We start from the raw sequence: 24,511 nt of genomic DNA on the forward strand, positions 1-24,511 counted from the left end.
CGCACAAAAGCCCCTTTCTCTTGTAATTTCGGCATTTTTAACATACATCTTAAGGAAGCGCCGTATAGGGGGCGCCTCAAAAGCCTATTGCCTTTTTGTCATCCCCCTAGCAATTCCCGCCGGATGCGGGGAGCCGGATTATTCTTTGTAATACTGATTAAATACCTGCGTGATATAGGCTTGATCCGCCACGCCGCCCAGCTCGCGAATGGAATGCATCGACAAGATGGGGTTTCCGATATCGACCGTCTTGATCCGCAAGTTTGTCGTCGTAATCGGCCCGATGGTTGAACCGCCTTTTATATCCGAACGGTTGACAAAGTTCTGACACGGAACGCCGGCTCTTGCACAGATATCTTTAAATATCCCTGCCGAAATTCCGTCGCTCGCATAGCTCATCGAAGCGGCAAGTTTTACTACGGGGCCGCCGTTTACAAGCGGGAAGTTGGTAATATCGTTTTTTTCGGGATAATTGGGATGGTAAGCATGCGCCTGATCGGCGGAAATAAGGAAAGACCTGCTCAACTGCTGCTGGAACAGCTCAAACCACTGCTCACCTGCCTCGCACTGAGCAATCGTAATCCGCTTGAGCGTATCCGCAAGGAACGGGCTTCCGGCGCCCTGCATCGTTTCCGAGCCGACTTCTTCGTTATCAAAGATACAGGCCGCTTTAACATAGTCTAACGGAGCATCTTGCGTAATCAACGCATCGAGGGAAGCATAGGCCATACCGAGGTTGTCGATTTTTCCCGTCGAAAAAAATTCATCGGAAAGACCGCAAAAACTTCCCGGCTGCGTATCGTACAGATAGAGGTCAAAATCGAGGATTGCGTTCACCGGTACATGCAGCTGCTTGGATATGAGCGAAACGAGATACCCGTCTTTTTCAAATTTCTTATTGATGATGCCGAGCAGCGGCAGCACATCTTTTTGTCGTTCAATTTTATACCCGTCGTTTACCTCACGGTTCATGTGGATAGCAAGGTTCGGTATAATGAGCGGAGAGCCTTTAAACGAGAACAACATTTCTTGAGGCGCAAGCGGATCATCAGTCCGTATAACCACACGTCCCGCTGCAGAAAGAGGCCGGTCAAACCATGTTGAAAGAATTGCCCCGCCGTATACTTCGGTATTCAGCTTGAGATAATGATCCTGCACCGTTACTTCGGGATGCGGCTTTATCCGCAAGCAGGGAGAGTCGCTATGACTGCCGACAAGCTTAAACCCGCGCGCTTTCTTCCCGCGGCTCATCTGCCATGCAATAAGAGCGCTGCCGTTTGCAGTGACAAAGTACTTTCCTGCCGGTTTTAACTGAAAGGCATCCGAAAGATTGAGACGGGTAAAACCGGCAGCCTCAAGCTTTTTACCGGCATTTTCAATCACATGATACACCGACGGGCTTTGATCGATAAACCGCATCAGTTCACGGGCATACTGTTTTTGCATCGCCATATCTATACTCCTTAGGGGGTTGTCCTGATTATCTTCTTTAGTATACCTGTCTTTTACGATTTTGGGAAGGTTGCGGAATGGAATTATCGGGAGTCCTAAAGGGGCAATTTCAGAAAAATCTGAGAAAGTATTGTTGAGCGTTTAATCAACGTTCAGCCTATAAAACTCATACCTGTTCAAACGAAGCTTGCAGATAGGCAAGACGGATACGGCGTACCTTTACGGTCAGTTCCTGATTAAGTTCCGGTTCGGTATCCAGCGTGATATCGCCTTCGTATCCAAGGGCTGGGATAAAAACATGAGCTTTTTTGCCTATTACCTCAAGCACCACCGCCGTACCGCGCCAATCGGGATTTTGCAGCAAGTACACGAGCGTCCAATGCTGACGGGATGCCCGTTCCGCAGAAACACAGGCGCGCCCCGCCACGTCCCCCGCCGCTATTTTAAGGATGAGATCTGCCGCAGGCGTTAACGGCTTATCGTCAATATAGTTTAACAGCTGGCGATGACTGACTAAATCTCCATAGCGGCGAAGCGGGCTTGTTACCTGTCCGTACATCGCAAGCCCGAGCGCAGCGTGCATCGACGGAATGGTGCCCACGCTGCGCGGTCGCATGGCGCGCCGCTTCCTGTATTCCCCGGCAAGGCCGGACGGCAGCTTATTCGGCAGTTCGGGCGCCTCCTGACTGATGTATTGAAACGGAATACTATGCTGAAAGGCAAAACGGGCTGCTGCCTCTCCTGCAAGCAGCATCATTTCTTTAATCATTGCAGCGGCTTCGGTCTGGTCAACAGGCTGAACCTGCGCCCGTTTTGTGCCGTCCTGCTCCGTCAGTGTAATCGATACTTCGGGAAAATCGATTGATACGGCACCCGCATTTTCCCGCCTGATGCGGTTTTTCTCCGCTATGGCAAAAAGCGGCGCTAATGCGGACGAGTCTTTTTGAGCATCCGCTTCTTCATACGTCATCCTGATAACCGAAAGCTGAGTGCGGTGGATACCTACTTCTTCGATTGCGCCGTCAGCGCCGAGGAGCAGCTTAAAGGAAAGCGCATAAGATATCGGCTTTAACCCGAGGGCAAAATAGTCAACCGCTTTTTCGCCGAGCATTCGGGCAGCTCCTTCCGGCGTGTACAGCGTTGCGCCGCGGGCGCAGGCATCGGTATCGCTCTGCGTATCGGCCTGAATGGTGTCGGCAGGGTTTGCGATGTGAATCCACAAGTATGTCCCGTCAAAAGAAACCGCATCGTCGGGATCGGTACTGCCGGGATTGTCGATTGCATACGCAGGAATTGCCGTCAAATCGAGCGGCGCTTCGGGAAATACCGGCTCGGGAATATCCGCCTTTGACGAATGAAGCGAATGCCCGAAGCGTGCCGGATAGGGATTTTTTTCAATAGGCCAAAAACCCGTTTTTAACAGGATATCGTGCGCCTGTTCGGGAGTTTGCTCCAGTTTTGCATCTTTCAATATTTTGGAAGCGGAAGAACTCCCCAGTGCAAGCGCCTCAAGCTCTTGAAAAAACGGCGTGTATAACTCTTTGCTTTCGGTAAAAGGCTTTCCCTGCATACAGGTGCGGAGTGCAGCGATAAAATCCTGTCTCAGTTTTTCAGCCTGAGCTTTTTCAGTTTCCTTTTGATTGAGCCGTTCTATTTCCGCCTGAGAACGGATACCGATCGGTTCTGCCGGCGAAGTACAAATAAAATACGGTGAAGTACACAGCGTTTGCCATACCTTCCAGCTTTGCTCCGCTGTGTATGTTCCCCACAGCAACTCTGCAAGTTCGGCGAAAGACGGCGTTTCTCCTTCAAAGAAATCCGCAGCTTCACCGAAATCCGCAGCGGGTACTTCGGCATCAAGCGCTGCTTTAATACTCCGGCATTCTCCGTTATGAAGCAGCACAATATCTTTTTCGCGAACTTTCTTTGTGCCGGCTTCCAGCGTAATTTCAAACTTATCAGCTTGCACATCGGTAATAAGTGCAGGTTGATTCTTATAGAGGACAAGATTACCTTTTTTCATTGATGTTCCGGATTGTAATGTTTCGTACTTTGTTATTACCGTATATCACTTGTAAGAGATTTCCCTGTTTGTGATACATCAGAGCATCGCAGCTGCGATACGCCGCTTTTCCGCATGCTTTTTCAAAAGCCTCACGGGAATCTCCGGTACGTATTTCGTTAAAGAGCGAGAGCGACGACGGAAAGCCGATACTTATTTGCAGTACCGAACCATCCTCATCTTTAGAACGGATGATGATCTCGGTATTAAGCAGACGATACAACCAACGTTCACTGTAATAATTGTAGATAATGGTAGACGGTCTATCCCAAGCGCTCAATAGTTTATCGACCGTATCGCCGACGGATACCTTGCGGAGAACAATCGGAACAGCGGTTTCAGGTTCTTTTAAAATATCGGCAAGCCATTGCCTTTCTTTTGCAGCGCCTGTTTTATTGTGTAATTTTTTTAGGATACGGAAATAATTGCAGCGGATCAGCCGTTCATCGGCAGGAAATCCCGTTGTTATAAACAATACTTTATCGGTTGTTTTTCGGACAGATGCATAGAGGCAATCGGCAAGCAGCTGCTGCGCCTTGGTATAGTCTTTTCTTAGCAGAGACAATAGCGCAGCATAGTTTGCCCGTGCGGTTTTATCATCGGCTCCCGTATGAAAGAGATCAGCCTGTTCCGCAATACTGAGTACCGCATTCCGCTCATGAGTCAACGGAGAGGATGCGAGCAGATACGCATAGCTCGATGCGATTCCAGCCTCGTATATCATAGTAAGATAATCGCTATATGCTTTTTTTGCCTGCTCATATAGAGCGCTGTTACTCCGTGCCGGCATTGTCTTTGAAAAGTAGTCGGACTGTTCATCGTCATCATTTTCAAACATAAAATCCGCCGACTGAAAGAACGCAAAAACCGATGCATTATCATACACTGCAGCTGGAAGAATAGTTGCCATCTCCGTATCCCGCTTATCAAGACTGTTCAGCCATTCCTGATGAGCTACCAAAGCATTCAAGCGATTGATATAAAGGCTCTGCGGGAAGAGTTGTAGTACATTACCCAACACGGTACGCGCATCGGCGCTTCCTCTACGGTTTTGCAGTGCAAAGAGCACTCCGGAAATTTCTTCGTAGAGATGCGTAATATCTTCTCCGTTTCCATTCAACTGCTCAAGCCGTGCAGCAGGTTTTATGGAACCGGTCGAAAACGCTGCAAAGACTTTTGCCGTTCCCGTATCGGCGGAAAGCGAAGCAAGCCGATCGAGCCAGGTCTCCAATAACCCTTGAGGATAACCGGCAATAGTGAGTAATACACTTGCCATGATGTCGGCGGTGTACACTTGCTCAGGCAAAAATACGGTATTTTTAGCGGTACTGTAATAGTTGAGCGCAAACTGCGCCGCACACACGGCAGCGATAGGAGCAAAAAAATTCTCCCGTTCGTTGTTCAAATTCCGTATCTTGCGCGCAGAACCGGATGTATCCATAAAAAGAAGAGAATCGATATAATCCAAAAGACCGGTACTTACAAGAAACGTCCCGTCGGGATACATCACACATCGGGCATTTTTTCGGTCGGTTATAATTAAACGCATCGTGCCGCGAAAGAGCTCGGTTCTTCGTATCAGCATAAAGAGAGACGTTTCGATAATATCATACCATTCGCCGACTTCACTCGCCGCTATTTCATGTGAAGATGCCTCCGCTATCTCATTGCGGTACACCTGCATCAGCCGCTCACGGGTATACATTCCCTCCGTCAACGGATCCGTAAAACCGGAAATTGCAATGAAAAAAAAGGAAAGTAAAAAAAGAACCGTTCGGCGCATATCTTTCATACGCTAAAGCATATCATAGCAGGGCAAATATGACTAGTCGGTGACAGAGTGAAGCCATTTACCGGATTTGATCCGCCACAGCCCTAGCAGCAGTTTAAGCGGCTCTTCGCTAAAGAGACACATATAAATAACCCACGGCGGAAGCGCTGTATGAATCGATACGAAAGATGTAAGCGGAATCGCAATCAGCCACATAATAAAGGTGTCGCAAATCATGCCGAAACGGGTATCGCCGCCCGCGCGCACCAGACCTATCAATATACACATATTGCAGGCTTTAAGGGGATAACAGCACGCCAACACGACAAACAGTGTTTTAACCGTTGACAACACAATCGGTTCCACATTAAAGATAAAAGGAACAAGATAGGAAATAGGAATCAGCGCGGCGCCGATAAAGATCGCAACAATCGGAATAAACAACAGAACTTTAGCAGCATATTGCCGCGCTTCGCTGTCATGCTTTTCGCCTATTTTCTTTCCGATTAAAACGCTCACACCATTCCCAAAGCCGATAAAGATAACCCATGTCAACTGAGAAATAGTATTAGTAATATTAAAGGCTGCATAAGAGAACGTATTAATACTTGCAAAAATTTTATGATGGAATGTGATGCCGAAAGACCACAGCGTTTCGTTTAACAGTACCGGCAATACGATTAAGAGGTACACTTTTAAGAATTTAGCATCAAAGGTAAAGTGACTTTTTAACGTTCCTAAAACAGGATATTTCCGATACTTTGTTATGGTAAACGTAATAAAGAGCTCGACAAAGCGGGCAATCACGGTTGCGATAGCCGCACCGCGGACACCCAATGCCGGAGCGCCGAATAACCCGAAAATTAAAATGGCATTCAGCGTCGTATTGACAACCAAAGACACCAGCGTAGCACCGACTGCAACTCTCACCTTTTCGATGGAACGCAGGGTAATCATCAGCATAAAATTTATCGCAAATGGGATAAAGCACAACGCCGACAGCCGTAGATAGTGCACACCGGTTTCTATTACGGCATTGTCCTTTGTATACAGTGACAGTATTTCTTTCGGCATACTTACACAGCAAACCGTAAACAAAACAGCGAAGAATACGGACACCAGCATAGAAATACCGAGCGTTTTATGTAAGCCCTTAAAATCTTTCTTGCCCCAGAACTGCGCCGTAAATACCATGCTGCCGGAACCGATACCGTATAAAATCAGATTGAGCAAAAAGAAAAGTTGGTTTCCCAAACCGACAGCCGCAAGCTCGGTAGTACCGAGCTTACCGATCATCACCGTATCGAGAATATTGACAAAGGCGCTGAGGAAATTTTGCAGCATAATCGGAAGAGCGATTGTGAATAGCGTTCGTAAAAAATTTTTATCAAAAAATACCGCCCTAAACCGTGCCGTCATCGTCATATACGCATTATCTCCATCAATAAACTATTCGCCCCTTCCATTCATAACCTTGTTTCTTTACAGAATGAACCCATGAAAGGAGTGCAGTATATAGCAGATTAGTAAACAGTAACGGGTATATACATATAAATTTTTTATCGATGTCTTGCGTTCTAAATATGACCGCCCATGTTCCGCCTACTAAAATCAGATTAATCCATAGCGCTACAAGCGTAAATGAAACAGTCTGCGTGCTAATGAGTGTATATGCCGTTAATCCAACCGCTAAAAAAGGAGGCAAAGTTAAAAAAATAAAAATACCGAGTACGGCAAACACAAGGAGAATATGGTTTTTATCTATAAAATCAAAAATATTCTTGCTTATTCCTTTCACAGCACTTTGCCATGATGTATACATCCGGCATAATGCGGCATCTCTAAGATTTAAAAAAACGGTCTTATACCCGTGACGCCTCATCGTTCGAGCCATAAATACATCTTCCGTTGTCTTCCCCTTAACCAAACTGAACCCACCACACTCCATAAACGCATCACTTTTCACACAAATATATTGTCCAATAGCTACTGCAAAAACCGATAATTTACTCCATTTACACATCTGTAATGGCAAAATAAAACCGCTAAGCAAATACATCAACGGGACTGTTATTTTTTCTCCAAACGTTTTCATTTTTTGCGTAATATACCCGGATAAAAAATCAACCTTATGATAAATAATATTGGTAACTGCAAGTGAGATGGAACGAGGAGAATGAATAGTATCAGCATCAGTAAACAGCCAGTATTTTCCCTTTGCTTGTTTGCAAAGCTGATCCATCGCAAATGGCTTACCTCGCCAATCCGGCGGCAGCGGCACGCCTTGAAAAACTTTCAGCTTATCGGGATATAACGCTTGGAGGCTGTCTAATATTTCACCTGTTTTATCAGTAGAATTATCGTTTAATACAAGTACTTCATAATTTGTATAGGTCTGATTCATAAACGATTGTATACATTGCTCGATATGTACTTCTTCATCACGAGCGGGAATAAGTACCGAAACGAGCGGGCCATCGGTTAAATCGGCAGGACGAGATTCCTTTGCCAACCACAAAGCATTACTCACAGAAAGACAAAAAAAGTACACACCAAGTCCGATAATAATCCAATCGAACAAAGCGATTGCAAACGCCATCATATTGCTCTCCTTTTTGTTAATAAAGACAGTCTCAAAAAAACGAAAATTATCAGGAATTTCCCTATATACTCATAAAATTTGTATGCAGTCTGCTATCCTACTCCGTTTCCCAGCTGCGTCCGAATAATTTTTTTACGAAGTGCGCAAAACCGCCGGTTTCGGGAATTTCGGTTTTTTCCATACGGGATACGATATGCTTTAGACAGCTTGCCGCTTTACCGTTGGGTTCTGCAATAATAAAAGGTTTTTGTTTGAGTACGGCTTTTGTTACCAAAGGATCATTATAGATGAAGCCCAAATATTCAATTTTAAGATTTAGGAACTGTGCAGCTATTTTTATCATACGGTCTGCAATCCGCTTGCCTTCGGCTGCAGAATCAACTCTATTGATAATCATTTTGAGGTTGAGGTTCATGTTATCGACTTCCGTTGCAATCACCTTGATAATACCGTAGGCATCGGTAATTGCGGTCGGCTCGGAGGTCGTTATAATAACCACTTCATCGGCGGCAGCCACAAAGCTCAATACATTCTTAGATACACCGGCACTGGTATCAATAATAATGATATCGACATCGGAAAGGGTATACATTTCGTTAATAAATTCATTGCGTTCCGCTTCTGCCATATTTGCAATCTTTGCAAAACCGGAAGCGCCGACAATCAGCTTAATACCGTATTCGGTGTCGATAATAATTTCCGACAATCTCTTTTGCTTTTTAATAACGTGATATAAATTATATTGCGGAATGACATTCAGAATAACATTGACATTGGCAAGCCCGAGATCTGCATCGATAACGATAACTTTCTTCCCCATCTGAGCATACGCAATTCCCATATTGGTAGCAACATTGGTTTTGCCTACGCCCCCCTTGCCGCTGGTCACAGCAATAATTCGAGTCTTTTGCGCCGTATCCTGTCCGCCTCCGGTATTGTCGGCGCCTTTATTTATTTCTTTCATTAAGAGACGTAATCCGTCAGCTTGATCACCCATTTTTTTCTCCACACTTTGAACTTTTATCAAATCGGTTGTGTTTCGAGCTCCTATAAAGCAGAAACTTTGAGCAGTTGCTCTCTATCTTTATTACACAGTTGATTGATATATTCGTCATCGATTGAAAAGCCTTTTAGTTTTCTTAAAAAGACTTCGACATCGGCAAGCATAAAATCCTGCGGAACTTCTTGCCCCGCCGTTATATACGTTATCGGTATATCCGTTTCCGAAATAATACTCAATAAATTGCCGATATATGAGGTTTCATCAAACTTTGTAATGATCAGCGATTTGTATTTAAAAACGGCATACTCTTTCATAATTTCCCGAATGTCGTTTATTCGGGTCCCGGCACATACTGTCAAATATACCTCGGCATCGTCACCCAGTTCGGTAAAATAATTTTGCATGGTCGAAATCTTTTCTCGGTCTTTCGGACTCCGCCCGATGGTATCGATACAAATAACATCGGCTTCTTCGCGATACAATGCCATATATTTACGTACTTCGGCAGGGCTTGACGCTACCATCAAAGGAATTCCCATCAATTCACAGTAACGCTTCATCTGATACGCTGCCCCAATACGCCAGTTATCAATCGTAATCACTTTAACCCGTAAGGGATGCTCGGAATTTTTACGGATATACTGTACGGCAATTTTTGCGAGTGTCGTTGTTTTTCCAACCCCTGTAGGGCCGACTAATAGCACCACCCGTGTTTTAGGTTGACTGTCGGCAGGTTTAATTTTGATCGATTCGGCAAGCAGTTCAAAGAGTTTTTTCTGTACTGTTAAAAAACTTTCGATTTCCGTATAGCTCAACTCATCCTTCAAACGGGCGGACAGTTTTTTGATATATGAAGGAGAAAAATCATTTTCTTCGAGAATTTTCTGCACTTTAACGATATGTGCATGTTCGGCATCAGCGTGCGACGCATTCTGTTTTTTCATTTCCGTCACAAGCCGTTCAACCGTTTCGGCAAGTTTCTCTACAGACTTCTCCTCATTCGGCGTAGAAACAGGTACGGACTTTTTCTCGGGATTTTTTTTCGAAGTCATATCGACATATTGGCGCAGCTCATCGGCAGCAGCAGGATTTTTATTTGCATACCGTGTTACGATTTTCAGCCGCTCTTCTTCATCGTTCAGATTGCTCACACTGGACAATCTGGTTGGAGGTCTCATCACCGGTTGTTGTTCCGAAAGCAAGGATGGACGCGGAGGTATTTTATCGTTTACCGTAAAAGTTACCTCAACCACATCTTTTTCGAAGAGTCCAAAAAGGCGGCTGATTTTAGCGTCTTTCCTTCTCCAGATGGTAACGGCATCACCATGCTTTTTTGTAATTTTTTTCAGACATTTGTCATACGTCGAATCTTGCTCAACAAAAAGTTCCATTAGTTCTTATCCTGTTCCAATTTTATCTCACCGATCACTTCAACCTGTATATCTTTCGCAATTTCGGGGATGGAGAGTACAACAAGATCAGGAATCTCCCTATCGGTTGAATTTTTAATCAAAACACGGGCGGATGCTTCGGGCGCCAATACGATAGGCAGAAAGCCGTTTTTCTGTACCGTTGTAACTGCTTGAATAAGCGAGCGTATCCACATCCGCTGCTCAGACGGTTCAAGAGCCGCCATCGGCCCATTCACCGTATCTATTCTGCTTTCAATAATTTTTTGAGCAAGTGCAGGCTCAACCGTCAGCACATGGAGTGTTTTATTTTCATCGGCGTACTGTAAACATATCTGCCGTCCGAGTGCCTGCCGAACCTTTTCAACAAGAAGGGAAATATCGGATGTAATAGGGCGGAAATCTGCAAGCGTTTCCAAAATAACAATTGTGTTGCGGATAGACACTTGTTCCCGTAACAAACCTTGGAGAACTTTCTGCACCTCGCCGAGACTGCATACTTTTGCCGCTTCGTCGATAACCGCCGGATAGTCCTTACGCAGCGCATCCATAATCCCCTGTACTTCCTGCCGTCCGAGAATTTCAGCTGCGTGTTTTTTAATCACCTCGGTGAGGTGTGTCGCGATAATCGCAGGAGGATCTACCACGGTATAACCGGCTCGCTCGGCTCGGTCGCGGTTTTCCTCGGATATCCACACAGCGGGTAAGCCGAAGGTAGGATCGACAGTACGCTCGCCGGCAATTTCTTCGGAAACGCCGCCGGGGTTTATACCGAGGTACCAACCCATACGGATTTTTCCCCGCGCCACTTCTACGCCCCTAATCTTAAAACAATATTCACTCGGTTCAAGCCGCATATTATCGATAATACGGATGCGCGGGGCAACCAAACCGAGGTCAAGGGCAGCCTCCCGCCGAATGCGCGTAATACGCTCAAGCAGTTCCGCACCCTTGTCCTTATCGACAAGCGGAATCAGCGCATAGCCGAGCTCCAGTGACAAAGGATCAAGCGGTACGATGGGAGCAATTTCTCCGGCAGCCCCAGGCTCTCCTCCGCTTCCTGTGCGCTGCTGCCCAGCCTGTTTTTGCGCAGCCTGCTTTTCTTTACCGGCTTTAAATGTCTGTTCTTCTTTGATGATTCTCCAGCCGACAAAAGCCAAAACAAACGCGATAATAAATAACACAACATGAGGAAATCCGGGCAGTACGCCCATAATGGCAAGCGTACCGGCAGCAACAAAGTAAATCCACCCGATTTGGGAAAACTGCTTTTTAATATCCTGCCCGAATGACCCTTCGTCGATCATACGGGTAACCAGCAAGCCGGTTGCTACCGACAAAAAGAGGGAAGGCAGCTGCGCAAGCAAGCCGTCTCCGATAGTCAACGTTGTATAGGTACGCAGTGCGTTGGAAAAAGATTCAGTCCGGAACACCATCCCAATAATCAAACCGGCAATAACGTTGATAACCGTAATAAAAATACCGACTTTTACGTTACCTGACACAAACTGATTCGCACCGTCCATCGCGCCGTAAAAGTCGTCTTCCCGCTGCAGCTGCTCTTTTTTCTTCCGGGCTTCTTCATCGGTAATAATGCCCGCATTGTATTCGGCATCGATGGACATACTCTTTGTCGGATGAGAGTCGAGTTTAAAACGGGCGGAAACCTCGGCAACCCGCTTAGCGCCTTTCGTAATAACAAAGGCCTGTACCGCAATAAGGATGATAAAGATGACAAAGCCGATAACAAGACCTTGACTGCCGGTCGAGCCGATAACAAATGAACTGAATGCCCGTATCATCGCTCCGTCAAAGGCTTCTCCCTTTGAAAGAATAAGGCGGGTAGAAGACACGTTCAGCACTAATCCGAAAATAGTGCTAAGCAGCAATAATGAAGGGAAGACCGAAAAGTCGGTAGCACGTGCGGTAAACAATACAATCAACAATACGACAAGGCTGAATGTAAGGTTCAACGCCATAAAAAAATCAAGCAACACGGTAGGAAGCGGGATAATAAACATCAGCACCATGAGGATGACGGTAAATGCAACTGCGATATCGATATTATACTTTTTTGCTGCCATGATTATCTTCTATAAAATTCCTGTTTTTTATTGTTGAGGGTGTACACTTCTGCAAACACTAACGAAAGCGCCCGATAATATTCCTCCGGTATTATATCACCGATTTGAACTTTAGCATAGAGCGCACGGGCAAGCGGCTTGTTTTCTATTAATGGAATATTATGCTCGCGGGCGATCGCCTTTATCCTCTGCGCCATCGCATCGGCACCTTTGGCCAGCACCATCGGCGCCGCCATCGTTTTTGAATCCCACTGCATTGCAATAGCGAAGTGCGTCGGGTTTGTAATAACGACATCGGCCTTTGGCACATTGCGGATTGCATTTTGGGAAAGGATTGCCTGCATTTGCTGCCGGATCCTCCCCTTAACCTGCGGATCTCCTTCCAACTCCTTGTATTCTTCTTTTATTTCCTGCTTTGTCATCTTCAGCGAATCGATAAATTGCTTACGCTGAAAAAAATAGTCGGGGATTGCCAGAATCAACAGCAGTAGAGCAGCGGTTGCGAGTAATTTTGCGGCAAGGCCCGCGATAAAAAAAATCGCCTGGGGAAAACTCACCGTTAGCAATTCGATAAAATGAGGCAGGTTTGCCCGTATCATCAAAAAGGCAACAAATACCAATACGACAACCTTTGTCAACGACTTTGCAAAATTGAATAACCCTTCCGCAGAAAAAAGTGCCCGCTTAAAAAAACGCATAAAATTGGGAACAATCTTATTAAACTGAGGTTGAATGGGTTTAGTAGAAAATAAAAAACCGTTATTTTGAAGGATATTGGCAATCACACCTGCAATCATTGCAATAAGTGCAAGCGGGAGCGCAAGCTTTAAAAAATATTGCACAAAGATTCCGAACCAAATACCGCTACGGATATCAGCCTGTGTACTCCGCAAAAAAAAGAAGCGGAGGATTTCCATACACTCTTCCAAAAAAAAGGAAGAAAGGAAGATCAGGGCTCCGGCGGGAAAAAGCATTACCAAAGCGGCATTGATATCCTGACTTTTTGCGACACGTCCTTCTTCACGGGCTTTGCGTATCTTATAGTCGGTTGGGTCTTCGGTACGTCCTTCATCCTCTGCTGCAAACCACTGCAAGTCAATAAAAAAGTTCTGTTCGGTATATCCGCTTGCAGTCTCCATCACGAGTTTCCGCATCCTATACACCTCCGGCGACACGGCCCAGAAGCGACTCAAATGCCGCGAATCCGTTTTCCATAATCCGTACAAATAAATTTGCCATAAACGGCAGCGAAACGGTTAAAAGAAAGAAGGTCAGCAAAATGGTTATCGGGAAACCTTCCGATAAAAGGTTCATCTGCGGCGCGGCCTTTGACAGCAAGCCCATCGAAACATGCACTAAAAAGAGCGTTCCCATCACCGGCAGTGCAATCATCATTGCATTTAAGAAAAGACTGCTAAGATTTGTTATAAGAAATGAAGCAAGCAATTCCCGTTTTTCCAGAAACATAAAACAGTTGATCGACTGAAAGCTGCGAACCATACCGCCTAAAAACAACGTCTGGAATCCCTTAATCTGCAAAAAAAGCAGCACTGCAATAAAATTTAAAAATTGTCCCATCAGCGGATTTTCAATTTGAGCAAGTGCATCATACACTTCCGATGCGCCGAATCCCATTTGATACGAAAAAAATTGACCGGCCGTACTAAACGAGGCAAAGATAATGCTGATAAAAAAGCCGGTCAGCACTCCGAGCAGCGCTTCGCCGACAACAAGCAGCACATAGTCAAGATTAAATCCTTGCACGTCCAGCGGGGAACCATAGGCAACCGGCATCACCAAAAAACCGATTAATCCCGCCAGTGAAATCTTTGCAATGCGCGGCACCGCCCTCGTCGAAAGAAGCGGCGTCGTAGAAATTATCGCGAATATCCGTACGCATACCAAAAAAAAGAGAGGAGCCTTAACAAGTAAAAAAGAGAAGGGGTTAGGTTCCATTATTCACGCCGCCTACGAGGAAACTAACCTTGCACCAGCTGAGGAATAATGTCAAAAAGGCGGACGGTATAATCCCGCAATACGCTGATCATCCAGCCGCCCAAAAGCGCAAGCATACCCAAAATAGTCAAAATTTTCGGTACAAAGGTAAGCGTCTGTTCCTGAATGGAGGTGGTCGCCTGAAAAATTGCTACGATTAAACCGACAACTAATGCAGCCAGCAGAATGGGGGCGGCTAATATAAATACCTGAAAAACACCCTCACGCAAGAGACTGACAATCATCCCGATACTCATCGTTTTTCCTCCCATAAAAAGTCAAGAAGAAAGTATCAACTTTCGATTGACTTTTTACGCACGTTCGCAACGAAGTGAGAACGTGCAGATGATATACAAGTTTGCACTTGAGCAAACTTGGGTAAATAAAAGCCGTGCTATTTGTACGGCTTTTATTTACACTCCTCCTTTTTACTTCTACAAGAACGACTGAAAGAGTTGACCGACCAATAAATTCCAGCCGTCAACCAGTATAAATAAAATCAGCTTAAACGGCATCGAAATTTGCACCGGCGGCAGCATGATCATACCCATCGACATTAGAATACTTGCAACCACCATGTCGATGATGATAAACGGCAAATAAAGGAAGATGCCTATCTGAAAAGCAATGGTTAACTCGTGCAGGATAAATGCAGGGATTAACACATGAGTAGGAACGTCGGCGAGTGTATTGGGTTTTTCCATACGGGCAAGCGACATACAGAGTCTGATATGAGAGGGATCATGCGCCATCTGTTTATACATAAAGAGACGCAACGGTTTTTCCGCTTCGGTATAAGCGGTTTCGATATTGATTTGCCCGTCTGCCATCGGCTTAAACGATTTATCGTATATTTCCGTTAAAGTCGGCCACATGATAAAAATCGTCAAAAAAAGAGCAATGCCGTTGAGTACCTGCGTCGGCGGCACCTGCTGCAGCGACAGCGCACGCTTAATAAAGTCAAGCGCAATACTGAGCCGCAAGAACGATGTCATCAAAAGGAGAATACTCGGCGCAAGGGTAATCAGCGTTATTAACAGAAGCAGCTGAATGGAAAACGCTACTTCCTGATTATTTTGAGGTTCGCGGATATTCAGGTTGACAAAGGGAATACGGGTTGCCTGACGGGTTGCGTCTATTTCGGTACGCCCGGTCTGCGAGGTACCGGTATTGCTCTGCGCGGACAGTGTTACCGGAATACAAAACAAGCAGATACACGCGATACATAGTGCAAGTTTTTTCATCGGCCTTCCCTCCCCGTGCCGCCGATTTCCGTCTCTTGTGGAGTTCCGTTCTCCTGCACCGCACCTGAATTTTGCAGACGTCCCCGCTGCTTAGCTAAAAACGAGTCGAAGGGATTCGCATCGGCTTCCTTTGGTTTTGCTGCAGGGAAAAAGGTATGCAACAATGAGTTGAAGCTCTGCTTTGGACCGGGTGTTTGCGCCGCGTGCAGATTCATCGCATCGATGAGCTCTTTATCGGTGATTTCCGCAATCAGCGACAACGAAGCATCCGATGCGCCGATTAAATATGCTTTATCAATAAGAGTCACAATGTGGAGAGTTTTATTAGGCGCAAGCGGTAAATTGGCAACATTCTTTAAGAAAGGATCATCTGCGGCGGTAAATTGCTTTGAACGCCGGATAAAATACAGCACTCCGTAAATAAGCGCACATACAACCGCTAATGATATGATCAACTGAAACAGCATTGAAACGGTTGAACTTCTTGAAGCTCGAGGTGCAGGTACATCTTGTACCGGCAATGCCGATTCATCCGTCTGTAAAACAATATTGGTCTCTGCAGGTGATATCTGAGAGACAGCCGGATTACCGGCTTCTGCTGCTGTCCCGTTATCCGCAAACGCACACACGGCGCTGCAGAGTAAAAGAAAAGAGAATAATATACTTTTATAAAAGCTGCTATACATTTCCCACCCCATGTGCTCTACGGCCGCAGTATGCAAAAGCCGTACTCACAGATCCGCTATGTATCGCTAATACGTTCAGCCGGCGACAAAATTTCGGTAACGCGGACACCGAAGTTTTCATCGATAACGACGACTTCCCCTTTTGCAATCGGTTTATGATTAACTAATATATCAACCGGTTCACCGGCAAGCTTATCCAATTCGATAATATGCCCTTCACCCATGCTTAAAATTTCTTTAATCATCTTGCGGGTACGGCCGAGTTCAACGGTCATTTCCATGAACACGTCCATAATCAGCCCGATATTTCCCTGTTCCGATTCAGTTACTCCATTTAACAGGGGAGAAAATTGCACGGATTGTACATTCGGGTTCATACCGGGCATCACCATTCCGCCCTGAGCCTGTACTCCGCCTTGCATTTGCATTCCCATGCCCATCGGTTGCTGACCCATTTGCGGCATTCCATTCATTCCGTTCATCGGCATATTCATTGCCCCCATTGCGCCTCCCTGATCAGGAACAGGCTGTGCGGGAATAGGCTGCACAGGTGTTACCGGCGAAGCGCTCTCCATATTGCTTAATTTATCGGCAAGTTGTTCCGCTGTTTTTTTGGAGATAATCTCCCATAAATTAAAAGTTGTATCATCAATTGTAACCGAATATGTTAAAAGTGCAAAGTCCTGAGAAAGCCGTACCATTGCCTTGGGCACATGATGAGCTTCGGCAGGCATATTGGTAACACCTTTAATATCTTGACCGTCAAACGCGCTGATTTCTTTTCCGACATACTGCGCAATGGTTTCACTGATAACCGAAAGCGCCATATCATCGATTGTAACGCTCTCCTCATTGTTTACAAGCCCTACCAGCTTTTCCGCAAATTCGGGGGCCAACACAAACAAGTGATCGCCCGTCAGCGCACCTTCAAAGTCAATGGTAACGGCAACCGCCATATCCGGCACTTTCTGCAAAAAGGCTTCACGGCCGCTCAGCTCGATCACAGGATTGGACACGGAGACGGTTTTACCCGTCATCGAATCCAGATTTGCAGAGAGTGCGGGAACATTCCCGTCAAAAAACTTCTGTAAGGCTTCTTGACGAGCCGGTGTAAGCGCTCCGTCCGTAGGCACGCCGGCAGAACCGCCCATACCCGACAACAACGCATCTATTTCGTTCTGAGAAATGGCCCCATCACTCATATAATTCCTCCTGATCAGCACTTAGCTCTTCAAATTCATCCTGATTGATATCCTCAATCTTTTCCAATATCTGTACGGCAACCTTATTTCCCACAACGCCGGGCTGACACCAGAACTTCTTTCTGCTGCCGACGCTGAGCGTAAACGGATGCCCCACCCTGGTATCAGTCAGCCGTACTACATCCCCCGCACGGAGATTAAGCACATCCCGTACCGGCAGTTTTAACGAACCGACTTCGGCGACAACATCCATATCTACCGTGGACAGCTTTTCTTTCAGTACGCCCATATACTGAGTTGTCGAACTTCTGCGTACCGACGAGAACCAGAACTGGCTGGACAGCTTTGAAATAATCGGCTCTATCGTGATATAGGGAATACAGAAGTTCATCATGCCTTCTTCTTCGCCGACCTTGGTTTCAAGCGTAACCAAAACAACCATTTCGGAAGGCGGTACGATCTGCGCGAACTGCGGGTTGGTTTCAATCTGACCCAAGCGGGGGCGCAAGTCGATAACTTGCGTCCATGCTTCACGCATATTCGCCAAGATGCGCACGATAACTCCTTCCATAACGGAGGCTTCGATGTCGGTTAATTCCCGCTGTACCATCGTCCCCTGCCCCGTACCGCCGAAAAGACGGTCTATTATAGAGAAGGTAACGGAAGGGTCTATTTCTAAAACGGCATTACCCTTGAGCGGATCCATGTTAATTACAGCCAGCGTAGTCGGCGTAGGGATTGAACGGATAAACTCTTCGTATGTCAGCTGATCGACAGAGGCAACGTGTACGTGCGCCATACTCCGCAGCTGAGCAGAAAGAGCGGTGGTAGTCAAACGCGCAAAGGTTTCGTGCATAATTGAAACGGTACGCATCTGCTCCTTAGAGAATTTATCCGGCCGCTTAAAATCGTAAATTTTGATTTTACGAGTATCATTAACCGGTCTAAACTCTTCCGCTTCGGTATCCCCTGAGCTGATTGCAGTGAGAAGCTGGTCTATTTCGTCCTGCGATAATACTTCAGTCATACAATCCCTATTGTTCTATAATATCATATTGGGTAAAAGCAACTGCTTTTATCTTCGACTTTGATAGTATATTGTCATTGATTTGATTACGGATTTCGATTTTAATCTTTTCTTCCTGCTTCAGTTCCGCAATCGTTTTACTCTGGAAATAACCACGGAGAAAATCCTTCAACTCAACCAACCGCGCTGTCAGTTCCTGCGAAGTTGTCTTATCGTTTTGCGGATATCCCAGCTCGACGTTAACCACAACGGTACCCGGCACGACGTCTTTGGTAAATGTCTTTACAGCACCGATTGCAGAATAATATTGCAGCATTTCGCGTGAGTCGCGATATTCCTCAGCAATGGGATATTCGGACTGAGATTGCCCTCGCTTTGACATCAGATTAACCGTAATAACGACAACCGTCACAATAAAAATCAAAGCAGCGAGCGTGATGGCAATGTATTTCAGAAGCGTCGGAATAAGCCCCGCTTTTTTAGCCTTTACCGGATTATCGACACCGATGTTTTCATCCATTCCGTGTTCATCAGTCAAATTTGTATGCTCGTCAGCCATTGTGGTTACTCCTCTCTCTTCAAGTAAATCTTTAGGGAAGCACTAAAAATGTGCATCATCCAAAATGATAATATCAACCCGTCTATTATATGCACGTTCTTCTGCAGTCTCGTTGGAATAGATGGGACGAGTATCTGCATAGCCGGCAATGGAAAACTTATCTTCCTGCACACCGAAGTCAGTCAAATTGTGCAATACGCTGATTGCACGGGCAGCCGACAGCTCCCAGTTGCTTGTCCACTTTCCCGCAAGCGCATCGCTTGAATCGGTGTGTCCTTCAATACGGAAACGGCGAGCCGCTAATTCTTTATCGGATAAAAACTGTGCAATTTTCAATAATGTTTCGCGGCTTTCTTCGATATTCAGCTCTGCACTGTTCCGGGCAAAAAAGGACTCAGCTATAAGTGAAATAACAATACCGCGTTCATCGCTCGTAACAGCAATCTTAGTCGTCTTTATTTCGGGCGTAAAAATCGAAACAGCCTTTTTTAAGGCGGTTCCGAGCATCTTCCCTTTTTCCATAGACGGCATTGAACTGATGGTATTGCCGAGGTCGGCAAGTTTGCCCGCCGATAACGAGATGGAACCGCCGGTAGGGTCGCCGCTGATAGATGCCGATAACGCCTGTAACCGAGTTATATCTACTTCGCTCGGTTCATAGAGCATAACAAAGAAACAGAGCATCAGCGTAACCATATCACCGTACGTTGTGAGCCATCCGCTGCCGGGAGCGCTCGCGCCTTTCTTTTTCCGTGCCATGAACTAATCCCTTACAAGCTCGGATTCCAAAACCTTTCGGTCTTTAGGATCAAGATACGTCAGCAAACGCTGCGCAAGGATACGCGGGTGATCGCCCGATTGAATACCAAGGATACCCTCGATAATCATTTCCTTTGACCGTACCTCCAGATTATTCTGATAAGCAAGCTTTGACGCTATCGGAATAAGCATCCAGTTTGCCATCATAGAACCGTAGAACGTCGTAACCAATGCAACAGCCATGTTTGGACCTAATGAACTCTTATCTTCGATGTTCAGCAACATACCGATAAGACCGATAACCGTTCCCAACATTCCAAAGCCCGGTGCGAGGGTTGCCCATGCGTTTACCAACGAAATCCATTTGTTATGCCGCTCTTCCATCTGTGTTAATTCGTTTTCCATCGACACACGGATAGCAGCCCCGTCGATACCGTCGATAACATTGCGTAATCCGGTACGGAGAAAATCATCTTCAAAATCTTGAATTTCTTCTTCCAGAGCTAAAAGACCGGTACGGCGGCTTTTTTCTGACAAGGCGACGAGTTTTTGTACCATTTCTTTCTCTTTATAGTCGGCAACTTTGAACACCCTGCCCATAACCTTGAAAATACCGATAACGTAAGAAAGCGGATAGGTTAAGAACAAACACATATACGAACCGCCGATCGTGATGAACATCGAAGGAACGTCGATAAGTCCGCCCAACGAGCTTCCCATGAAAGCTCCGAACAGAACGATAGCAATACCGCCGAATATACCTATAAATGATGCTATATCCATAACTTAAGACAGCTCCCTTACATTTCGTTTTTAAAGATACCGATACACTTGCGGTACGCGACAATAGCATCGATCAGTGCATCGGGCGTTTCTTTTATCACAAAGCTTTTACCCGACAGCATGTGCAGCGTTACATCGGGATTACAGTCTATCGTTTCAATCTGATGGGGATTTATCCAATACTGTGTACCGTTAAGCCGCGTAACCTTTACCATAATGTATCCTTTATATTACCTTATTACCGCTTCAAATTCAATACGGTTTCAAGCATTGTATCGGACGTTTGAATGGTTTTTGCCCCTGCTTGGAACCCGCGCTGTGTAATAATCATGTCGGTAAACTGATCGGTTAAATCGACATTACTCATTTCGAGGGTACCGGCAATCAGTTTACCCTTTCCCATAACACCCGATGTGGTGATATTCGCAATACCGGAGTTATTCGACTGAATATAGGTATTTTCACCTGCTTTTTCCAAGCCGCCCTGGTTTGCAAAGCCTGCCATTGCAAGCTGACCGATCTCGTTGCTTACGCCGTTGGAATACACACCGGTGATAATACCGCTCTGGTCGATCTTAAAGTTTTCAAGATAGCCCATTGCGTATCCGTCCTGTTCGTAAGCCTTGGTGGTGCTGCGTTCGGCAAATTGGGTAATCGTATTGCGGGAAGTACCGATCTCGCCTAAGTTAATATCGAAGGTGTGGCGGACAGGAGCACCATCTTCACCGGCTGTTGCACCGGGAACGTTATAGGAAACCTGCACAAGTACTTGTCCTGCTGCGGCGGAGGCATTTCCTGCCGTATCGGTAACCGAAGCAAGGTGTCCGTAGTTGTCGAAGGTAACGGTAAACGTGTTGCCGGTGCCTTCGGTAGTACCGACGCCCGTGCGCGTTGCCGTTGCTTCTGCGTTTTCAGGGTCAACATTGACCGTCGCGAGCCACTGGTTCTGTGTGCCCGGGACGCGCGAAAAGCTTAAATTAAGTTCATGGGTTTCGCCGAAAGTATCGTATACTTTGAACTCGGTTGTCCATGTCGATTCCAGCACTTGCGCGCGGTTCGCATTTTCGGGAAGTTCCGGAAGCCGCTTGTCGAGGTTACAAGCATAGTTCACCGATGTGGTTGCACGGGCGTCGATCTTCTGCCCGATCGGAATGATGAGGTCTTCCGTCTGTGCGGAGGTGTTGATAAGGCGGGTGCCGTCTACTTCCTGTGCCATCCAGCCCTGAACACGCATACCGTTTGCAGGGTTCACCATCGTGCCGTCTTTATCGACACCGAAGGCACCGGCGCGAGTATAAAAGCTCTTTTCACCCGACTTGAGTACGAAGAAACCGTTTCCCTGCACCGCGATATCGGTATTGATGCCGGTTGACTGCAAAGCGCCCTGCGTATGCACGGTGTCGATGCTGGCAACCATAACACCGAGGCCGACTTCTTTCGGGTTCACGCCGCCGACTTCTTCGTTCGGACGGGAAGCGCCGCTCAACTGCTGAGAAATCAAATCCTGAAAATTAACCCGTCCGCGCTTAAAGCCTGTGGTATTCACGTTTGCAATATTGTTACCGATAACATCCATTCTCGTTTGGTGATTCTGCATTCCGGAAACGCCGGAAAATAATGACCGCATCATATCTGTAATCTCCTCTATTATATCTTAGTTATTTGCATAGACGGTCTGTACATCCGACCATGCATACCATTTGCCGTTAACCTGTACCTGCGGGTTTTCTCCGCGGGTCGCAGCCGTAATGGTTCCCGAAACGGTACCGCTGCTCTGTTGGATATCAACCTGCTTACCGACCACATTAACCGCCGAAGAATCTCCGATCAGCCTGTTCAAGATTCCGAAGCTCTGGTTCATATTCGTCAGTTGCTCAAGCGACGTAAACTGTGCCATCTGAGCGACAAACTGAGTATCTTCCATCGGGCTGGTAGGATCCTGATGAGTCAGCTGTGCTACGAGCAACTGGAGAAAATCGTCCTTTCCCAGCTCCTGCTTAGGCTTTCTCCCTTCCGGAAAATTCTGTTTATTGATTGTGTCTACTTCCATGTTGAGCCGGGCTTTTTCTTCCGGACTCATGTCAAAAGAAGGCATCGGAATTCCGTTTCCCTGCGCTACCATACCGATATTCATATCTCTTTATCCCCCATTTTACGCAAATACATTCACCGCTTGATCTTGCCCGAAGGCATAGACAGTTTCAGTATCGGCATAACGATTACCCTGCATTACCTCAAGCCGGTCATTTTGTGCAAATAATTCATTAAATTGACCGTTCTCACCATCAAATTGCCCGCCGCCTTCGCCCGACCAGCTGACATCAAACTGCGCACTTGCAAATCCGCCCTGTTCAAAGGCCTTGGCAAGCTGTTCGATGCTTTCTTTAAATGCTTCGTATGCTTCTTTTGATCCCGTGATAATCTTCCCGACGATTTTCTTCCCGCCGGCCAATTCCAAATTGATTCTGACATTGCCGAGATGCGCGGGCTGCATCTGCAAGCGGATGACGCCTGCGTTGTTATCCTGCAGCACAATCCGCCCTGCCTGCACAAAGTCGGGCGCCATATCCTGCACTTGCTGCGCTACCAACGAGGCAAAACTCGGTGCGCCGCTCTCCTGTGCTGTCTGCGTACCGTTTGCAGCGGTGCCCAAACCTGCCGTCATACTGCGGAAGTCCGCCGCCATATCAACCGACGGCGCATTGGTAACCCGCACGGCGGCGCCCGCTTCGTGTACAGAACCGTCCGCAACAACCGGAGCGGCATTCACCGTGCGCTCATCTATAATGGTAAACACCGGCTTGTGCTGTTTTACCTGCTGCGCCTTTGTGCTTTTTTCGAGAGAATGATCCGCGGCGGGCTCATCGGCATTTTTTTTCAGCTTTCCGGACAGCTCTGCCGTACCGGAAGCCGATATACCTACAGCCATGCCGGATTCCGCTTTGCCGTTTTTCTGCTTTTTTAACAGTTGAGCTTCTTCGGCAGAGAGCACCGCGGCTTCCTCAGGCACGGCATCCGTCTCCGCTTGAGCAAACATCGAAGTTTGAAGCTGCTTATCCGCGCCGTTTTCAAGCGCATTCTTTACATCGATCCCGTCTTCAAAGGCAAGCAAAACATCCGCGTCTGCAAGCGCTTCGGCAGCTTCCCCTTCCCGTGCATCTGCTTCGGCAAGGTGTTGTGCGCGCATATCACTGTGTTTCCCGGCTTTGTTCTTTAACCGGGATAATTCGGTTTGCGCCGCAGCATTTTTTTTACGCTCAGTCTGTTCCGACGCCTCTTGAGCCAATGCGGTGCTGCCGGATATTTTTTCTTCTCCCGCAGTACGGCTGTCGGTCTCCTCCGCCATCAGCTTTTTTATTATATCGATAAAGGATGAGCCCTTCACATCAGGTTCTTTTGCATTTTTTTTATCCTGATTACTTGACTGTACCGCATCCGTGTAATTGACCGGCTGCATATCGTTCTGGACATCAAGTGCTTGCATGTATTGAACCTCCAATTTGCCTCTATATAGATAAACTTTCCTTAAAATGCAACAGTTGAACAAAGTATCAACTTTGGAAACTGTTGCATTCGTGCGCGAAAAGCGCACATATAATCTACGACGTTTGCGAAAGCAAACTCGCAGTGTTTTTCAGCCGCGCTATTTCAACGGCTGAAAATAAATGTTCGTCTTTATGATTTTCGGCTTTTTTTCAGCCTTATTGAGAAAGAAAAGAGACAAAATGGGAAAGATTTTATAGAATAAGCAAAACATCTACTGAATATTTTTGCGCTTTTACGCAAAAATATTCAGTAGATGTGGAAAATATCATTTTTAATGAGCTGAAAATCCACGGGTTCAATGTTGATGTCGGGGTTATTACACAATTG

22 protein-coding genes are annotated in these 24,511 nt (G+C 46.4%); all 22 read right to left on the reverse strand.

Annotated features, from left to right (window positions below; all coding sequences use genetic code 11):
- Positions 1–138: 138 nt before the first annotated feature.
- On the reverse strand, positions 139–1,452 hold the full coding sequence (locus E4N65_RS07845; RefSeq protein WP_253672642.1) for a M18 family aminopeptidase: 1,314 nt from the start codon (positions 1,450–1,452) through the stop codon (positions 139–141).
- Positions 1,453–1,618: 166 nt separating this feature from the next.
- A complete protein-coding gene (locus E4N65_RS07850; protein ID WP_253672644.1) occupies positions 1,619–3,475 on the reverse strand; it encodes an RNB domain-containing ribonuclease in 1,857 nt (618 codons plus the stop codon).
- Positions 3,462–5,306 carry a hypothetical protein gene (locus E4N65_RS07855; protein WP_253672646.1) on the reverse strand — a complete coding sequence of 615 codons (1,845 nt, stop codon included), beginning with the start codon at positions 5,304–5,306 and terminating at the stop codon, positions 3,462–3,464. The genes E4N65_RS07850 and E4N65_RS07855 overlap by 14 nt, the downstream gene beginning before the upstream one ends.
- A 33-nt stretch (positions 5,307–5,339) precedes the next feature.
- Positions 5,340–6,710 (reverse strand): MATE family efflux transporter, encoded by a 1,371-nt coding sequence (locus E4N65_RS07860; protein ID WP_253672648.1) that lies wholly within the window; start codon positions 6,708–6,710, stop codon positions 5,340–5,342.
- 16 nt (positions 6,711–6,726) lie between these two features.
- Entirely contained in the window at positions 6,727–7,887 is a 1,161-nt protein-coding gene (locus E4N65_RS07865) for a glycosyltransferase family 2 protein (protein WP_044015717.1), read from the reverse strand.
- 97 nt (positions 7,888–7,984) lie between these two features.
- Positions 7,985–8,884, reverse strand: a complete 900-nt coding sequence (locus E4N65_RS07870) for a MinD/ParA family protein (protein WP_044015715.1) — start codon at positions 8,882–8,884, stop codon at positions 7,985–7,987.
- A gap of 50 nt (positions 8,885–8,934) precedes the next feature.
- Positions 8,935–10,281 carry a flagellar biosynthesis GTPase FlhF gene (flhF, locus tag E4N65_RS07875; RefSeq protein WP_253672650.1) on the reverse strand — a complete coding sequence of 449 codons (1,347 nt, stop codon included), beginning with the start codon at positions 10,279–10,281 and terminating at the stop codon, positions 8,935–8,937.
- Positions 10,281–12,383, reverse strand: coding sequence for a flagellar biosynthesis protein FlhA (flhA, locus tag E4N65_RS07880; RefSeq protein WP_253672652.1), 2,103 nt, complete (start codon positions 12,381–12,383; stop codon positions 10,281–10,283). The genes flhF and flhA overlap by 1 nt, the downstream gene beginning before the upstream one ends.
- Before the next feature lie 2 nt (positions 12,384–12,385).
- On the reverse strand, positions 12,386–13,537 hold the full coding sequence (gene flhB, locus E4N65_RS07885; RefSeq protein WP_044015711.1) for a flagellar biosynthesis protein FlhB: 1,152 nt from the start codon (positions 13,535–13,537) through the stop codon (positions 12,386–12,388).
- Position 13,538: 1 nt separating this feature from the next.
- Positions 13,539–14,339 carry a flagellar biosynthetic protein FliR gene (gene fliR / locus E4N65_RS07890; RefSeq protein ID WP_253672654.1) on the reverse strand — a complete coding sequence of 267 codons (801 nt, stop codon included), beginning with the start codon at positions 14,337–14,339 and terminating at the stop codon, positions 13,539–13,541.
- Positions 14,340–14,362: 23 nt separating this feature from the next.
- The gene (fliQ, locus tag E4N65_RS07895) at positions 14,363–14,635 is read right to left on the reverse strand and encodes a flagellar biosynthesis protein FliQ (protein WP_044015710.1); all 273 of its coding nucleotides are present in this window, start codon (positions 14,633–14,635) and stop codon (positions 14,363–14,365) included.
- A gap of 177 nt (positions 14,636–14,812) precedes the next feature.
- Positions 14,813–15,622, reverse strand: a complete 810-nt coding sequence (fliP, locus tag E4N65_RS07900; protein ID WP_044015709.1) for a flagellar type III secretion system pore protein FliP — start codon at positions 15,620–15,622, stop codon at positions 14,813–14,815.
- On the reverse strand, positions 15,619–16,320 hold the full coding sequence (locus E4N65_RS07905; protein ID WP_253672656.1) for a FliO/MopB family protein: 702 nt from the start codon (positions 16,318–16,320) through the stop codon (positions 15,619–15,621). Before E4N65_RS07905 ends, fliP begins: the two co-directional genes overlap by 4 nt.
- 44 nt (positions 16,321–16,364) lie before the next feature.
- Positions 16,365–17,510, reverse strand: a complete 1,146-nt coding sequence (fliN, locus tag E4N65_RS07910; RefSeq protein ID WP_253672658.1) for a flagellar motor switch protein FliN — start codon at positions 17,508–17,510, stop codon at positions 16,365–16,367.
- Positions 17,503–18,537: a flagellar motor switch protein FliM gene (gene fliM, locus E4N65_RS07915; protein ID WP_016523505.1), complete on the reverse strand. Its 1,035-nt coding sequence runs from the start codon at positions 18,535–18,537 to the stop codon at positions 17,503–17,505. Before fliM ends, fliN begins: the two co-directional genes overlap by 8 nt.
- 7 nt (positions 18,538–18,544) lie before the next feature.
- Entirely contained in the window at positions 18,545–19,096 is a 552-nt protein-coding gene (locus E4N65_RS07920; RefSeq protein ID WP_044015703.1) for a flagellar basal body-associated FliL family protein, read from the reverse strand.
- A 42-nt stretch (positions 19,097–19,138) separates the two neighbouring features.
- Positions 19,139–19,855, reverse strand: a complete 717-nt coding sequence (gene motB, locus E4N65_RS07925; protein ID WP_253672660.1) for a flagellar motor protein MotB — start codon at positions 19,853–19,855, stop codon at positions 19,139–19,141.
- 3 nt (positions 19,856–19,858) lie between these two features.
- A complete protein-coding gene (locus tag E4N65_RS07930; RefSeq protein WP_253672662.1) occupies positions 19,859–20,638 on the reverse strand; it encodes a motility protein A in 780 nt (259 codons plus the stop codon).
- A gap of 17 nt (positions 20,639–20,655) precedes the next feature.
- Positions 20,656–20,853 (reverse strand): flagellar FlbD family protein, encoded by a 198-nt coding sequence (locus E4N65_RS07935; protein ID WP_253672663.1) that lies wholly within the window; start codon positions 20,851–20,853, stop codon positions 20,656–20,658.
- 23 nt (positions 20,854–20,876) lie between these two features.
- Positions 20,877–22,268: a flagellar hook protein FlgE gene (flgE, locus tag E4N65_RS07940; RefSeq protein WP_044015695.1), complete on the reverse strand. Its 1,392-nt coding sequence runs from the start codon at positions 22,266–22,268 to the stop codon at positions 20,877–20,879.
- A 24-nt stretch (positions 22,269–22,292) separates the two neighbouring features.
- On the reverse strand, positions 22,293–22,772 hold the full coding sequence (flgD, locus tag E4N65_RS07945; protein ID WP_253672665.1) for a flagellar hook assembly protein FlgD: 480 nt from the start codon (positions 22,770–22,772) through the stop codon (positions 22,293–22,295).
- Positions 22,773–22,790: 18 nt separating this feature from the next.
- Entirely contained in the window at positions 22,791–24,122 is a 1,332-nt protein-coding gene (locus E4N65_RS07950; protein WP_253672667.1) for a flagellar hook-length control protein FliK, read from the reverse strand.
- Positions 24,123–24,511: the final 389 nt, after the last annotated feature.

Origin of the sequence: Treponema sp. OMZ 855, assembly GCF_024181145.1 — a bacterium.
Taxonomy (GTDB): Bacteria; Spirochaetota; Spirochaetia; order Treponematales; family Treponemataceae; genus Treponema.